Source organism: Citrobacter sp. Cpo221, from assembly GCF_030332345.1.
In the GTDB taxonomy this organism is placed as follows: domain Bacteria; phylum Pseudomonadota; class Gammaproteobacteria; order Enterobacterales; family Enterobacteriaceae; genus Citrobacter; species Citrobacter portucalensis.
On record NZ_JAOWIA010000033.1, the window covers coordinates 275,025 to 290,483 of the forward strand.

15 protein-coding genes are annotated in these 15,459 nt (G+C 54.7%); 13 read left to right on the plus strand and 2 right to left on the minus strand.

Translation table 11 applies throughout. The annotated features are described in order from the left end of the window. The first annotated feature begins 19 nt into the window (after positions 1–19). From OGY72_RS05835 to OGY72_RS05850, 4 genes are read left to right on the plus strand one after another with little or no spacing between them, the layout of a single operon-like run. Positions 20–1,042: an ABC transporter permease gene (locus OGY72_RS05835; protein WP_003020008.1), complete on the plus strand. Its 1,023-nt coding sequence runs from the start codon at positions 20–22 to the stop codon at positions 1,040–1,042. Further along, positions 1,039–1,935 carry a D,D-dipeptide ABC transporter permease gene (ddpC, locus tag OGY72_RS05840; RefSeq protein ID WP_003832993.1) on the plus strand — a complete coding sequence of 299 codons (897 nt, stop codon included), beginning with the start codon at positions 1,039–1,041 and terminating at the stop codon, positions 1,933–1,935. Before OGY72_RS05835 ends, ddpC begins: the two co-directional genes overlap by 4 nt. Beyond that, entirely contained in the window at positions 1,932–2,918 is a 987-nt protein-coding gene (locus tag OGY72_RS05845; protein ID WP_286547348.1) for an ABC transporter ATP-binding protein, read from the plus strand. The genes ddpC and OGY72_RS05845 overlap by 4 nt, the downstream gene beginning before the upstream one ends. Next, on the plus strand, positions 2,911–3,846 hold the full coding sequence (locus OGY72_RS05850) for an ABC transporter ATP-binding protein (protein ID WP_148361971.1): 936 nt from the start codon (positions 2,911–2,913) through the stop codon (positions 3,844–3,846). Before OGY72_RS05845 ends, OGY72_RS05850 begins: the two co-directional genes overlap by 8 nt. A gap of 19 nt (positions 3,847–3,865) precedes the next feature. Here the strand turns inward: OGY72_RS05850 and OGY72_RS05855 are convergent, their stop codons facing one another. After that, positions 3,866–4,756: a LysR family transcriptional regulator gene (locus OGY72_RS05855; RefSeq protein WP_286547351.1), complete on the minus strand. Its 891-nt coding sequence runs from the start codon at positions 4,754–4,756 to the stop codon at positions 3,866–3,868. A gap of 142 nt (positions 4,757–4,898) precedes the next feature. Here OGY72_RS05855 and OGY72_RS05860 point away from each other — a divergent pair, with 142 nt between their 5' ends. Genes OGY72_RS05860 through OGY72_RS05885 form a run of 6 tightly spaced genes read left to right on the plus strand, consistent with a single transcriptional unit; the run spans position 4,899 to position 10,608 of the window. After that, on the plus strand, positions 4,899–5,606 hold the full coding sequence (locus OGY72_RS05860; RefSeq protein WP_003020020.1) for a CoA transferase subunit A: 708 nt from the start codon (positions 4,899–4,901) through the stop codon (positions 5,604–5,606). A 2-nt stretch (positions 5,607–5,608) separates the two neighbouring features. Next, positions 5,609–6,265 (plus strand): CoA transferase subunit B, encoded by a 657-nt coding sequence (locus OGY72_RS05865; protein ID WP_193134010.1) that lies wholly within the window; start codon positions 5,609–5,611, stop codon positions 6,263–6,265. 10 nt (positions 6,266–6,275) lie between these two features. Continuing rightward, complete coding sequence (locus OGY72_RS05870) at positions 6,276–7,478, plus strand: acetyl-CoA C-acetyltransferase (protein WP_286547355.1); 1,203 nt, start codon at positions 6,276–6,278, stop codon at positions 7,476–7,478. After that, a complete protein-coding gene (locus tag OGY72_RS05875; protein WP_286547358.1) occupies positions 7,471–8,394 on the plus strand; it encodes a 3-hydroxyacyl-CoA dehydrogenase family protein in 924 nt (307 codons plus the stop codon). Before OGY72_RS05870 ends, OGY72_RS05875 begins: the two co-directional genes overlap by 8 nt. A gap of 37 nt (positions 8,395–8,431) precedes the next feature. Beyond that, a complete protein-coding gene (locus OGY72_RS05880) occupies positions 8,432–9,826 on the plus strand; it encodes a GntP family permease (RefSeq protein ID WP_196776256.1) in 1,395 nt (464 codons plus the stop codon). A gap of 11 nt (positions 9,827–9,837) precedes the next feature. Next, positions 9,838–10,608 (plus strand): 3-hydroxybutyrate dehydrogenase, encoded by a 771-nt coding sequence (locus tag OGY72_RS05885; RefSeq protein ID WP_003833005.1) that lies wholly within the window; start codon positions 9,838–9,840, stop codon positions 10,606–10,608. A gap of 84 nt (positions 10,609–10,692) precedes the next feature. On the opposite strand, the gene osmC is transcribed toward OGY72_RS05885, so the two are convergent. Beyond that, the gene (gene osmC / locus OGY72_RS05890) at positions 10,693–11,124 is read right to left on the minus strand and encodes a peroxiredoxin OsmC (protein WP_286547363.1); all 432 of its coding nucleotides are present in this window, start codon (positions 11,122–11,124) and stop codon (positions 10,693–10,695) included. 227 nt (positions 11,125–11,351) lie between these two features. On the opposite strand from osmC, the gene sra reads away from it, so the two are divergent. From sra to OGY72_RS05905, 3 genes are all read left to right on the plus strand, one after another. Continuing rightward, a complete protein-coding gene (sra, locus tag OGY72_RS05895) occupies positions 11,352–11,492 on the plus strand; it encodes a stationary-phase-induced ribosome-associated protein (RefSeq protein ID WP_003833009.1) in 141 nt (46 codons plus the stop codon). A gap of 179 nt (positions 11,493–11,671) precedes the next feature. Then, positions 11,672–13,369 (plus strand): malate dehydrogenase, encoded by a 1,698-nt coding sequence (gene maeA / locus OGY72_RS05900; protein ID WP_181511104.1) that lies wholly within the window; start codon positions 11,672–11,674, stop codon positions 13,367–13,369. A 309-nt stretch (positions 13,370–13,678) separates the two neighbouring features. Further along, a complete protein-coding gene (locus OGY72_RS05905) occupies positions 13,679–15,391 on the plus strand; it encodes an ABC-F family ATP-binding cassette domain-containing protein (protein ID WP_149384249.1) in 1,713 nt (570 codons plus the stop codon). Positions 15,392–15,459: the final 68 nt, after the last annotated feature.

Consider the following 15,459-nt stretch of genomic DNA (forward strand, 5'->3'; position numbering starts at 1 on the left):
GCTCCGCAAGGGGAAGCTAATGACGTTCTGGAGTATTTTACGCCAGCGATGCTGGGGACTTATTCTGGTGGTTATCGGTGTTTGCGTAATCACCTTTATTATTTCACACCTGATACCTGGCGACCCCGCGCGGCTGCTGGCGGGTGACCGTGCCAGCGATGAAATTGTCGAAAATATTCGCCAACAGCTGGGGCTGAATCAACCGCTGTATGTCCAGTTTTTTCGCTATGTCAGCGATATTTTTCACGGCGATTTAGGCACCTCCATTCGCACCGGGCGTCCGGTACTGGATGAGCTGCGCATTTTCTTCCCCGCGACCCTTGAATTGGCTTTCTGTTCTTTGTTGCTGGCGCTGGTGATAGGTATCCCGCTGGGTATTTTATCTGCGGTCTGGCGTAACCGCTGGCTTGATCACCTTGTTCGGCTAATGGCAATTACCGGTATCTCCACGCCTGCATTCTGGCTGGGGCTGGGGGTTATCGTGCTGTTTTACGGTCATCTGCAAATTTTACCAGGCGGTGGGCGTTTAGACGACTGGCTGGATCCACCTGCTCACGTCACCGGTTTCTACCTGATTGATGCTCTGCTGGAAGGCAACGGCGAAGTCTTTTTCAATGCGCTTCAGCACCTGATTTTGCCATCACTGACATTGGCTTTTGTACATCTTGGGATCGTTGCCCGTCAGATTCGTTCCGCCATGCTGGAGCAACTGAGTGAAGATTACATACGTACCGCCCGCGCCAGCGGGCTCCCGGGCTGGTACATCGTGCTGTGCTATGCATTGCCTAACGCACTTATCCCATCAATCACCGTCCTCGGCCTGGCGCTAGGCGATCTGCTCTACGGTGCGGTATTGACCGAAACGGTCTTTGCCTGGCCTGGCATGGGCGCCTGGGTGGTGACCTCAATTCAGGCACTCGACTTCCCGGCGGTAATGGGATTTGCGGTGGTGGTCTCGTTTGCCTATGTGCTGGTCAACCTGGTGGTGGATTTACTCTATCTGTGGGTAGACCCTCGAATTGGACGTGGAGGTGCTGAATGATGCTCACTCAAGAAACACCGACCGCCCCTCAGACTGCACGCCGCCGCACGGACTGGGCCAAACTGTTCTGGATGATGAAAAGTAGCCCGCTGACGCTGGTTGGCGGGGTCATTATCGTATTGATACTGCTGCTGATGGTGCTGTCGCCGTGGATAACACCCCACGATCCGAATGCCATCAATTTGAGTGCGCGCCTGCTGCCCCCGTCAGCCGCTCACTGGTTTGGAACCGATGAAGTCGGTCGCGATCTGTTCAGCCGCGTCCTGGTAGGAAGTCAGCAATCTGTCGTTGCGGGTCTGGTGGTAGTGGGTATCGCCGGGGGATTGGGCTCACTGCTGGGTTGCTTATCGGGTGTCATGGGCGGGCGTGCCGACGCGATAATTATGCGGATGATGGACATTATGCTGTCCATCCCTTCGCTGGTGCTGACGATGGCGTTGGCCGCCGCGCTGGGCCCCAGCCTGTTTAACGCCATGCTGGCGATTGCAATCGTCCGTATCCCTTTCTATGTACGCCTCGCCCGTGGCCAGACGTTAGTGGTGCGCCAGTTTACTTATGTACAGGCTGCCCGGACCTACGGCGCTTCACGCTGGCATCTGATTAGCTGGCACATTTTACGCAATTCTCTGCCGCCGCTCATTGTGCAGGCATCACTGGATATCGGCAGTGCGATCCTGATGGCCGCCACGCTCGGGTTTATCGGTCTGGGCGCGCAGCAGCCCAGCGCTGAATGGGGTGCGATGGTCGCAATTGGCCGCAATTACGTGCTTGATCAGTGGTGGTATTGTGCTTTTCCCGGCGCCGCCATTCTGATTACCGCCGTGGGCTTTAATCTCTTTGGCGATGGTATTCGCGATCTGCTTGATCCGAAAGCCGGAGGAAAACAGTCATGACACAACCCGTACTGGAAATCGAAGATTTGCATCTGAGTTTCCCCGGCTATAAAGCTGACGTGCATGCGCTGAACCATGTATCACTGCACATCAACCGCGGAGAAATTGTTGGTGTGGTGGGTGAATCTGGTTCCGGTAAGTCCGTGACCGCCATGCTCACCATGCGTCTGCTACCAGAGGGAAGCTATCGTATTCACCAGGGACGCGTTTCGCTGCTGGGTGAAGATGTGCTCAACGCCAGTGAGAAACAAATGCGCCAATGGCGCGGCGCACGCGTTGCGATGATCTTTCAGGAGCCCATGACGGCACTGAATCCGACCCGCCGTATCGGCCAGCAAATGGTGGAGGTGATCCGCCATCATCAGGCGTTAAGCCGAACGGATGCCCGCCAGAAAGCCGTTGCTCTACTCGAAGAGATGCAAATCCCGGACGCGCCGGAGGTCATGAAACGATTTCCGTTTGAGCTTTCCGGCGGTATGCGCCAACGCGTGATGATTGCGCTGGCCTTTTCGTGCGAGCCGGAGCTTATCATTGCCGATGAACCGACCACTGCTCTGGACGTCACGGTGCAACTGCAGGTGCTGCGTTTGCTGAAGTTAAAAGCGCGCGCCAGCGGAACAGCGGTGTTATTTATCAGCCATGATATGGCGGTGGTTTCACAGTTATGCGACCGGTTGTATGTCATGTATGCCGGGAGCGTGATTGAGAGTGGCCCGACGCAAACCGTTATTCGACGTCCGACGCACCCCTATTCCATTGGCTTGCTGAAATGTGCACCGGAACACGGCGAACCGCGCGCATTGCTGCCCGCCATTCCCGGCACCGTGCCGAACCTAACCTGCTTACCTGCCGGATGCGCGTTTCGCGAACGCTGCTTTGCCGCTGGTCCTCGTTGTGAAGAGATGCCTGCGTTAAGTAGTCAGGGAGGCGCGGATCAACAATCTGCCTGCTGGTATCCGCAACTGGAGACAACACATGTCTGATTTTTTACTGACGCTGCAGGATGTTCATGTCAACTTTCCTGCGCGTAAAAACTGGCTTGGCAAGGTTACGGAACGGGTGCATGCGCTCAACGGTCTGGATTTACAGATTCACCAGGGTGAAACGCTGGGGATTGTTGGCGAATCCGGCTGTGGAAAAAGTACGCTGGCGCAACTGCTGATGGGCATGTTGAAACCCAGCCAGGGAAGCTATTCTCGCCGTGGTGAAAAACAGCATAACGGTATGCAAATGGTCTTTCAGGACCCTCTTTCATCGCTGGATCCGCGCTTACCGGTGTGGCGGATAATTACCGAACCGGTGTGGATCCAAAAACGGAGCCCGGAGCGTGAACGACGCATGCTTGCCGAGGATTTGGCACGGCAGGTGGGGATTCGTCCTGAATATCTCGACCGCTTGCCGCACGCGTTTTCCGGTGGACAGCGCCAACGTATTGCTATTGCCCGGGCGCTATCGTCAGAGCCGGATGTTATCGTCCTTGATGAGCCAACTTCAGCACTGGATATCTCCGTGCAGGCGCAAATTCTCAACCTGCTGGTGTCGCTACAGGCGCGTAGAAACCTGACCTACGTATTGATATCGCATAACGTGTCGGTGGTCCGCCATATGAGTGACCGTGTGGCGGTGATGTATCTCGGGCAAATTGTTGAGCTGGGCGATGCCCAACAGGTTCTCACTCACCCCGCCCATCCGTACACACGATTATTGCTGGACTCGGTCCCTAAAACGGGCGCACCGCTGGCGGAAGATTTGGTGTTACGTAAGACTGAGCTACCGGGAAACCGAACGTTGCCCCAGGGCTGCTTTTTCCGTGACAGATGTCCATTGGCAACCCACGGTTGTGAGAAAAAACAGGCATTGCTGAAGAGCGATACCGGCTGTGACGTTCGCTGCTGGCGGGCGGTTACATGACCAGAGCCGTTGAGAAAAGTCAGGTGCGATACGCCTTTTTCAGTGAATCCACCAGCACCTCGGAAGCGGTAGATAATTTATGATGCGCCGAACGCAAAACCCCGATCCGACGCTGGATCACCGGCGTATCCAGATCGATACAGGTTGCCCCTAACTCTGTCATTTGCGTGCGGCATAGTGCAGGTACGGCGCTACCGCCCAGACCGTTAGCCACCAGGCGGCCAACGGTCACCAGCTGATGGCTCTCCAGCGCTACTTCCAGAGTATGTCCGCTTTGCACCAGTTGTTCTTCCAGCATCAGCCGCACGGCGGACGGGCGTTGCAGGGTGATAAAATCCAGTGTCAGCAGTTCGCGCCACGCAATACGATCCCTGTCTGCCAGTCGACAGGTTGGCGGCACAATCGCGATAAAACGATCCACACCGAGCGGCGTGAAATGCAGATGTCCCGAATAGTCCGGCTCGAAGGCTATGCCCATCTCGACCCGCCCTTCACTGACCATTTCAATCACGTGTTCATTGATCACATCATGAACCGTTACGTTGATACCGGAATAAGAATCACGAAATGTTTTCAGTACCGATGGCAGGACGTTAGCGGCAAATGAGGGCATGGCGGCGATCGAGATTTTACCGCGCTGCAGCGTAAAGCGTTGGTGCATGGCTTCTTCCGTATTCTCCCAGTCCGCCAGCAGCTGTCGCCCCATATTCAGCAGCGTTTCTCCCTCCTGCGTCAGGGTCACTTTGCGGGTAGTTCTTAACAGTAACGCCCCGCCCAGCGAATCCTCCAGCCATTTAATCGCCAGGCTTAACGCAGGTTGCGACATATTCAGTCTTTCGCTGGCATGAGCAAAATTCAGAGTGTGAGCTACCGCTAAAAACGCGCGTAACTGTTTGATGCTCATTCCCATTTCGCATTCCTTTAACTTGTTGAATACCTTTAATTAACATTAAATTGATAAAAAAACCCAATGAGTGAGTCACAAATTTAAAATTAACAAATCATTTTTCACCCCCAATGATGTCGGCAAGGACAACTTGGGAGGCAAGTGTATGGCTGGACTGGATAAACGTGTTGCCACTTATCAAGAGGCGCTGGAAGGACTGACCGACAACATGACGCTGCTGGCGGGCGGTTTTGGTTTATGTGGGATCCCTGAAAACCTGATTACCGAAGTCCGCCGTCGGGAGGTTCAGGGACTTACCGTTGTGTCTAACAACTGTGGTGTGGATGGCTTTGGTCTTGGCGTGCTGCTGGAAACGCGTCAGGTGCGCAAAGTGGTCGCGTCCTATGTAGGGGAAAACGCCCTGTTTGAGAAACAGGTGCTTAGCGGCGAACTGGAAGCCATCCTGACGCCGCAGGGTACGCTGGCAGAGCAGTTGCGCGCGGGCGGCGCGGGGATCCCTGCATTTTTTACCGCGACCGGATATGGAACTCCCGTGGCGGAAGGTAAAGAGGTTCGCGAGTTTGCCGGACGCCCTTACATTCTTGAGCAGGCGATAACCGGCGATTTTGCATTGGTTAAAGGCTGGAAAGCCGACTGGTACGGCAACGTCATTTATCGCCACACCGCACAGAACTTTAATCCGCTGATGGCCGCCGCCGGGCGCATTACCGTCGTGGAAGTTGAAGAGATTGTCCCTCCCGGAGAACTGGACCCTGCTGCGATTCACACTCCCGGAATTTTTGTTAACCGCATTATTCAGGGGCAGTTTGAAAAACGTATTGAACAACGCACCCTGCGCCAGAAAGGAGCCTGACCATGTTAACGCGTGAACAAATGGCGATGCGCGTCGCCCGCGAGCTGCGCGACGGTTATTACGTCAACCTTGGGATCGGCATTCCCACGCTGGTGGCGAACTACATCCCTGATGGCATGGACGTGATGCTGCAATCAGAGAACGGTTTGCTGGGGATGGGCCCGTTTCCCACAGAAGACGAAATTGATGCCGACATGATCAACGCCGGGAAACAGACCGTGACGGCGCGCAAAGGCGCGGCGATTTTCGACTCGGCGCAATCCTTCGCCATGATCCGCGGCGGCCACGTTGATCTGACGGTGCTCGGTGCGTTTGAAGTCGATGTTAACGGCAATATCGCCTCTTGGATGATCCCCGGAAAAATGGTGAAAGGCATGGGCGGCGCGATGGACCTGGTTGCCGGAGCCGACAATATCATCGTGGTAATGACCCATGCTTCCAAAAGCGGTGAGTCGAAACTGCTTCCCGCCTGCACCCTGCCGCTGACCGGCGTGGCCTGCATCAAACGCGTGCTTACCGACCTGGCTCTGCTGGAAATTGCCAACGGTGCATTCATTCTGCGTGAACGTGCACCGGGCATCAGCGTGGATGAGATTGTCGCCAGAACCGCCGGTAAGCTCATCGTTCCCGAAAATGTCCCAGAAATGCAATTTAGCTGAGGAGCTGACCATGCAGGATGTTGTCATTGTCGCGGCAACGCGCACCCCGATTGGCAGTTTTCATGGCGCGCTGGCACCACTTTCCGCGGTTGAGCTTGGTTCAGTGGTGATCCGTTCGCTGCTGGAAAAAACGGCTGTGGAACCCGAGCAAATTGATGAGGTGATTTTAGGTCAGGTTCTGACTGCGGGCTGCGGTCAGAATCCGGCCAGACAAACGGCGTTACGCGCAGGTCTGCCAGTCACCACGCCCGCGCTAACCATTAATCTGGTGTGTGGTTCGGGTCTGAAGGCGGTGCATCAGGCGGTACAGGCGATTCGCTGTGGCGATGCGCAAATCGTGATTGCCGGAGGCCAGGAGAGCATGAGTAATGCTCCCTATTTTCTCGACGGGGCGCGGGCCGGTCTGCGGTTGGGCCATGCCAGCATGAAAGACAGCGTGGTGCATGACGGTCTGTGGGATGCGTTCAACGACTATCACATGGGAATTACCGCCGAAAATCTGGCGGATAAGTTTGTTATCAGCCGTGAGCAGCAGGATGCTTTTGCCCTGCGCTCCCAGCAAAAAGCCGCCGCCGCCATTGAAGCGGGTCGTTTTAGCGCGGAAATCACGCCGGTTAGCGTCCCGCAGGGCAAAAAACCGCCACGTGTGGTGGATCGTGACGAACAGCCTCGCCCGGATACTCAGGCCGACAAGCTGGCGCAACTTAAACCAGCATTTCGTCCAGGTAACGGTACGGTGACCGCCGGAAATGCCTCATCCATCAATGATGGTGCCGCCGCGGTGATGTTGATGAGCGCCGCCAAAGCCGCAGAACTCAATTTGCCGGTGCTTGCCCGGGTGGCAGGCTACGCGGTTTCTGGCGTCGATCCCGCCATTATGGGGATTGGGCCGGTAGAAGCATCACTCCAGTGCCTGAAACGTGCTGGCTGGACGCTGAATGACGTGGATCTTATCGAAGCCAACGAAGCATTTGCCGCACAAGCGCTGGCGGTTGGCGAATCCCTGAACTGGGACAGCAACCGGGTGAACGTGAACGGCGGCGCAATTGCTCTAGGGCACCCGATTGGCGCATCAGGTTGCCGGATTCTGGTAACACTGCTGCACGAAATGGCTCGCAGCAACGCCGCAAAAGGGCTGGCTACGTTGTGCGTGGGCGGAGGTCAAGGTGTGGCGCTGGCAGTAGAGCGTTCACAGGAGGTATCTCATGCATAGTAAACCTATCTGCGTCCTGGGGGCGGGTTTAATGGGCGTCGGCATTGCTACCCACTTCGCCCGTTATGGTCACGATGTCTGGTTATACGATACCGATAGCAGCCGAATTGCAGAAATTAGCGTAGTTGCCAGCGGAATTCTGGATGAGCTGATAGCCACCGAACAGTTTGCTGCAGACGATAAAACACAGGTTGTGAGCCGTCTGCATGGCACCACCTCGCTACAGGATATTGCCGCATGCCGGTTACTGATTGAAGCGATCCCCGAGCGTCTTGAACTCAAGCACGCACTGTATGCGCAACTGGAAGATCTGATCGCGCCTGAAGCCGTTATTGCCAGTAACACCAGCGGCCTGCCGCCGGATGCACTGGCAGAAAAACTCGCCCATCCCGAGCGGTTACTGATCGCCCATTTCTGGCATCCGCCACATTTTATTCCGCTGGTCGAAATTGTGCCTGGTACCGCAACGAAGCCGGAATATCTCTATGAATTACAGCAACAACTGATCGCGATGCAACTTGAGGCCGTGGTGCTCGACCGCGCCGCCCCAGGGTTTGTCGGCAATCGACTGCAGTTTGCCCTGCTGCGTGAAGCGCTACATATCGTTAAAAGCGGCATCGCCAGCGCAGAAGTGGTTGATCAGGTGATGCGCGCTTCGCTCGGTCGCCGCTATGCGATGGTTGGTCCGCTGGAGGCGGCAGATATGACCGGACTCTCTACGGTGCAGGACATTTGTCGGCATCTGCTTCCGGAACTGGCAACCGGCAGCGACATGATGTCGCTGGTCGCTGACAAGGTTGCCAACGGTGATACCGGTTTACGCAGCGGTCAGGGATTTTATCGCTGGGATGATTCGCGCAAGGAGTACATCCAGCAACGCAGAGAGCATCAGCTGCGTTTTGCCCTGAAACCATAACGTCTCTTTCTGTACCCCAATATAATAATAAGGAGTCATGATGAGTGTATTAATCGCCCTGGCAGCGCTGGGCCTGCTGATGCTGGCAGCCTATCGCGGATACAGCGTCATTCTGTTTGCCCCCATCGCGGCATTAGGTGCTGTATTGCTTACCGAACCCAGCGCCGTCGGCCCTGCCTTCACCGGCCTGTTTATGGAAAAAATGGTCGGTTTTGTGAAGCTGTACTTCCCGGTGTTCCTGCTGGGGGCAGTGTTTGGCAAGTTAATCGAGTTATCTGGATTTTCACGTTCTATTGTTGCCGCCGCTATCAACATCCTTGGTCGTCGTCATGCCATCCCGGTGATTGTGCTGGTATGTGCGCTGTTGACCTACGGCGGCGTATCGCTGTTTGTGGTGGCCTTTGCGGTGTATCCGTTCGCGGCTGAACTGTTCCGTCAGAGCAATATTCCTAAACGCCTGATCCCGGCAACCGTTGCGCTGGGTGCCTTCTCCTTCACCATGGATGCCCTGCCAGGCACACCGCAGATCCAGAACATTATTCCGACCAGTTTCTTCGGTACCAACGCCTGGGCCGCGCCGTGGCTGGGTTTGATAGGTTCCGTATTTATCATCGTTGTTGGTCTGGTTTATCTCGAACGTCAGCGTCGTAAAGCACAGGCTAAGAATGAGGGTTATGGCACTGAACTGTTAAACGAGCCGGAAACGCCGGATAACATTAATCTGCCGAACCCGATCATCGCGATCTCTCCGCTGATCCTGGTTGGGGTATTTAACCTGCTGTTTACCCGCTGGATCCCACAATGGTATGGCGCCACGCATCAACTTGAACTTCCGGGCCTTGCCAAGCCGATTACCACCGAAGTCGGTAAAATCACCGCTATCTGGGCAGTGGAAGCGGCGCTGATTTCTGGGATCTTGCTGGTGGTGCTCTTCGGCTACCGCAACATTAAAGGTCGCCTGGCGGAAGGCAGCAGAACGGCGGTTGGCGGTGCGATCCTTGCGGCGATGAATACCGCGTCAGAGTACGGTTTTGGCGCAGTGATCGCCGCCCTGCCAGGTTTCCTTGTACTGTCAAAAGCACTGGCGGCTATTCCTGACCCGCTGCTCAATGAAGCTATCAGTATCACTACGCTCGCCGGGATCACCGGTTCGGCGTCTGGCGGGATGAGTATTGCCCTTGCCGCCATGTCTGATACCTTCATTGCAGCCGCTCACGCTGCCAATATCCCACTTGAAGTCTTCCACCGCGTGGCGTCTATGGCCAGCGGCGGTATGGACACCCTGCCGCATAACGGCGCGGTCATTACCTTATTGGCTATCACCGGTCTCAGCCATCGTCAGGCGTATGGCGGAATTTTCGCTATTACCGTCATTAAAAGTCTGGCCGTACTGTTTGTCATCGGCGTCTTCTACACTACCGGAATTGTTTAAGGAGAATCATCATGAACTTAACGGGAAAAACCGCTCTGGTTACCGGCTCGACCAGCGGTATCGGATTAGGTATCGCACAGGTGCTGGCGCAAGCGGGCGCTACCCTGATCCTCAACGGGTTTGGTGATGTGGATGCCGCCAAAGACGCTGTTGCGCAATATGGCAAAACGCCAGGTTATCATGGCGCGGATCTGAGCGATGAAGCGCAAATTGCCGACATGATGCGCTATGCCGAGAGCGAATTCGGCGGTGTTGATATTCTGGTCAACAATGCGGGGATCCAGCATGTATCCCCGGTGGAAACCTTCCCGGTTGATAAATGGAACGCGATTATCGCTATTAATCTCTCTTCCGTTTTTCACACCACGCGTCTGGCGCTTCCTGGTATGCGCGCGCGAAACTGGGGGCGCATCATTAATATCGCTTCTGTTCACGGCCTGGTGGCTTCAAAAGAGAAATCTGCCTACGTAGCGGCGAAGCACGGTGTGGTGGGATTCACCAAGACCATTGCGCTGGAAACCGCGCAGACGGGGGTAACCTGCAATGCGCTGTGTCCCGGCTGGGTGCTCACGCCGCTGGTTCAGCAACAGATCGATAAGCGTATTGCCGAAGGCGCAGAGCCTGAGGCTGCGCGTGACGCCCTGCTGTCGGAAAAGCAGCCGTCGCGCGAATTCGTCACGCCGGAACAGTTAGGTGAGCTGGCACTATTTCTGTGTTCAGACGGTGCGGCGCAGGTGCGTGGTGTGGCGTGGAATATGGATGGCGGTTGGGTAGCGCAATAACATCATCAGGTGCCGGATAAGACTGACTTACATCCGGCACAGTCGTAGGCCGGATAAGACGCAGTCGCATCCGGCACGCCACGATTAAGACTTCAGCTGATAATCCAGCGTAATTTCCGCGTTCAGTACCTGCGATACCGGGCATCCGGCTTTTGCTTTCTGGATGATGCCGTCAAACGTGGCGGCGTCTATCCCCGGCACGCTCACCTGGCTATGCAACGCGATTTTAGTGATAGCAAACCCGGCATCTACTTTATCCAGAGAAACATCGGCAGTGGTATCAATGGCATCTGGCGTAAACCCCGCTTCGCCCAGCATCAGCGAAAGCGCCATCGAGAAGCAGGCTGCATGGGCCGCGCCAATCAACTCTTCAGGATTGGTGCCTTTCTCACCTTCAAACCGTGTATTAAACCCATACGGTTGCTGATTCAACACGCCACTTTCGGTCGACACAGTGCCTTTGCCGCGCTTAATGTCGCCTTCCCAGTGTGCCTGACCTTTCTTATGGATAGTCATTACCGTTCTCCTGTGTTGTCGTCGGAGTTACTAGTATAGGACGCCCGGGAAAAAGCATGTTACATACGGGATAGTTCTCATTTGCCGCTTAAGCATTGACCTTTCAGATAAAATGACCGACCATCCAGAAAGCCGTTATGTTGAACATCGGCTTTATATCAGGTTGTATTTCGTCCGTTCTCATACGGGCTCGCCCTTGAAACCAGTAACAGGATTAAGGAGTTAGAATGAAATCGAACCGTCAGGCCCGTCATATTCTCGGACTGGACCACAAAATCTCAAATCAACGTAAAATCGTGACCGAAGGTGACAAAACCAACGTGGTCAATAATCCTACTGGAAGAAAGCGCCGCACTGACGGCAAGTAGCCTTTCGCACGTCTGACTGAGTAACGAGATAAACACCATTGCAACCGCAGTGGTGTTTTTGCTTATAAAACCCCTTAACCCATTCACAATGCTTTATACTTCGCCCGTTTCCCTGGCGGACAGGCTACATACGATCATAAAGAGCGCCAGGGACGGTTATTCAAAAAAGAGTGAGTGACATGGAAAACGAAACCAAAAAACTGCGTTCCCTTTACATCCCCTACGCTGGCCCGGTACTGCTGGAATTCCCTTTACTGAATAAAGGGAGCGCCTTCAGTGTGGAAGAACGCCGTAACTTCAACCTGCTGGGGTTACTGCCGGAAGTGGTCGAGACGATTGAGGAACAGGCTGAACGCGCCTGGATCCAATATCAGGGATTCAAAACCGAAATCGACAAACATATTTACCTGCGCAACATCCAGGACACCAACGAAACCCTGTTTTACCGACTGGTGCATAATCACCTGGATGAGATGATGCCAGTTATCTATACCCCAACGGTCGGCGCGGCCTGTGAGCGTTTCTCTGAGATTTATCGTCGTGCGCGCGGCGTGTTTATCTCTTATCAGAACCGCCACAATATGGACGATATCCTGCAAAACGTCCCTAACCACAACATCAAGGTCATCGTTGTCACCGATGGCGAACGTATTTTAGGTCTTGGCGATCAGGGGATCGGCGGGATGGGCATTCCAATCGGTAAACTGTCGCTGTATACCGCATGTGGCGGAATTAGCCCGGCCTATACTCTTCCGGTGGTACTGGACGTGGGGACCAACAACCAGCAACTGCTGAACGATCCGCTGTATATGGGCTGGCGCAATCCGCGTATCACTGATGATGAATACTACGAATTCGTTGATGAATTCATCCAGGCCGTGAAGCATCGCTGGCCGGACGTGCTGTTGCAGTTTGAAGATTTCGCCCAGAAAAACGCCATGCCGCTGCTGACCCGTTATCGTGATGAAATTTGCTCGTTTAACGACGATATTCAGGGCACCGCGGCGGTTACCGTCGGTACGCTGATTGCGGCTAGCCGCGCGGCCGGTAGCCAGTTGAGCGAACAGAACATCGTCTTCCTCGGTGCGGGTTCCGCCGGTTGCGGGATTGCCGAGCAGATCATTGCGCAGATCCAGCGTGAAGGTTTAAGCGAAGAAGCGGCGCGTCAACGCGTATTCATGGTCGATCGCTTCGGCCTGTTAACAGACAAAATGCCGAACCTGCTCTCCTTCCAGACCAAACTGGTGCAAAAACGCGAAAATCTCCAGCACTGGGATACACAAGAAGATGTGCTGTCGTTGCTCGACGTGGTCCGCAACGTTAAACCTGACATCCTGATCGGCGTTTCCGGACAAACCGGCCTGTTTACCGAAGAGATCATCCGCGAAATGCACAAGCATTGTCCGCGTCCGATCGTCATGCCGTTGTCTAACCCCACTTCCCGTGTTGAAGCTACGCCACAGGATATTATCGCCTGGACCGAAGGTAACGCGCTGGTTGCGACCGGTAGCCCGTTCGCACCGGTACTGTGGAAAGAGAAAATTTACCCAATCGCCCAGTGTAACAACGCCTATATCTTCCCGGGTATTGGTCTGGGTGTGATTGCTTCTGGCGCCAAACGCATCACCGATGAAATGCTGATGTCGGCGAGTGAAACGCTGGCGCAGTATTCACCGCTGGTGCTCAACGGCGAAGGACTGGTGTTACCAGAGCTGAAAGATATTCAGACCGTTTCTCGCGCCATTGCCTTTGCCGTCGGTAAAATGGCTCAGCAACAAGGTGTGGCGGTGAAAACCTCCGCCGAAGCGCTGCAACAGGCTATTGACGATAATTTCTGGCAGGCGGAATATCGCGACTACCGTCGTACTTCTATCTGACGCTTTGCCCGGCGGCAAACTGCTGCCGGGCGTTCAACACTTGCGCTTTTGCGCAACTTACGATTACACTTTCACCACCGATTAACATTCTGAAAAACAAAAGGAGGATACTTATGCTGTACTGTGAACGTTTTATCGTTTCACATGCTTTTGGCGATCGCCAGTGCTCAAGCGTTATCGGTATCGTGCTGCGATAACTTCTGCTTGAGCGAAGCTAACTTCTAAATCCCCTTCTCTCGGGCTTACCGGGTTATCGTCAGCGATGTTTGACGAGGCGTTTTTACGCCTGTAACTCTTGAGTAAGCAACAATGAGCACATTACTAACCGCACAATCCTTACACGTTGATACGGCATTCGGCACGCTATTCGACGATCTTTCCTTTACCCTGAAAAAAGGCGACCGCATCGGGCTTATCGGTTACAACGGCTGCGGCAAAAGCACGCTGTTAAAACTGCTCGATGGCACGATCTCGCCCACCAGTGGGGCAATCGCGCAGGCGAATCACTGCCATCTCGCGCGTGTAGAACAACATCTACCTGACGATATACTGCCTCTTACGCTGCAGGAAGCCGTTCTCGCTCAATTTCCCGAGCATGAACGCGCAGCTCAGCAGTGGCGAGTTGAAGCACTGCTTGCCGAAATGGGTTTTACGCCAGAGAATTTATCTCTTACAGCGCAAACGTTGAGCGGTGGCCAGCACACGCGCTTGCTATTAGCGCGGGCACTGATGCGTAATCCAGACCTGCTGCTGCTGGATGAGCCGGGTAACCACCTGGATTTGCCTACATTACTGTGGCTTGAGCAGTTCTTACAGAACTGGTCTGGCAGTTTTGTGGTGGTCTCCCACGACCCGCAACTGCTGGATGCGGTGACTCACGGAACCTGGATCTTGCGCGATCGCACCCTCCATGCGTTTGATCTACCCTGTAGTGCAGCGCGTAAGGCTCTGGCAGAAAGAGATGTCAGCGATGCTCTGCGCCACAAGGCTGAGCAAAAAGAAATAGACCGGGTGACTGCCAGCGCCAAACGGCTGGCAACCTGGGGGCGGGTCTACGACAACGAAGATCTCTCCCGCAAGGCCAAGCAGATGGAAAAACAGGCACAGCGCCTGAAAGAGGTACAAACAGAAGTGACGTCAGGAAGTCAGTGGACACTAACATTGCAGGGTGATGCCCTGCGTGCAGATCGTTTGCTGGAGATGACCAATCTGTCTGTAGCCCCTGCTCCTGGTGCAGATACACTGTTTTCCATTGCCGGTATCCGGTTAAAAAGCGGCGATCGCGTGGCGATTGTCGGGCGTAACGGTTGCGGGAAATCATCGCTGTTAAGGCTTATCTGGCAACAGTTCCAGGCACAGATAGCATCAACTTCACTGGTGTTACACCCGCGCGTTACGCTGGGTTATTACGACCAGACGCTGCATCAGCTTGCCGATAACGATTCATTGTTTGACGCGCTGGAAGCGTTTGCCCCGCAGCCAGAGATTCGCAAGATGGCGCTGATTAGCGCGGGATTTCCGTGGGTTCGTCATGCGCAGCGGGTCAGTACATTAAGCGGCGGTGAGCGCTCCCGGCTACTGTTTGTGGGGCTGACGCTTGCACGCTACAGTCTGCTGATGCTCGATGAACCGACCAACCATCTGGATATGGAAGGCAAAGAGGCGCTGGCAGAAACGCTACAAAGCTATAACGGCGGCGTGTTGCTGGTCAGTCACGACCGGCAGCTTATCAGCCAAAGCTGTAATCGGTTCTGGTTAATCGACAATGGCGAACTCAGTGAATGGCACGATCTGGAGGCGGTCAATGCGCGTATTCGGGAAACGTCTGCGGAGATAACCGTTCCCAAAACGGCGGTCGTAGAGAAAACTGAAATAAGCGGTGACAGCGATAGATTACTGGAACAACTTCTCGATCTTGAGCAGCGTCTGGCCGACGATCTCGCCCGCAAACCGAAACATCAAAAACCGTTGTTACAGGCGCAATGGCGCAAGGAGATAGAGGAGATAACGGCGAAACTCTGATAGCAACGCCCGGTGGCGTGACGCTTACCGGGCCTACAAAAACGTAGGCCGGATAAGCGCAAGCGCCA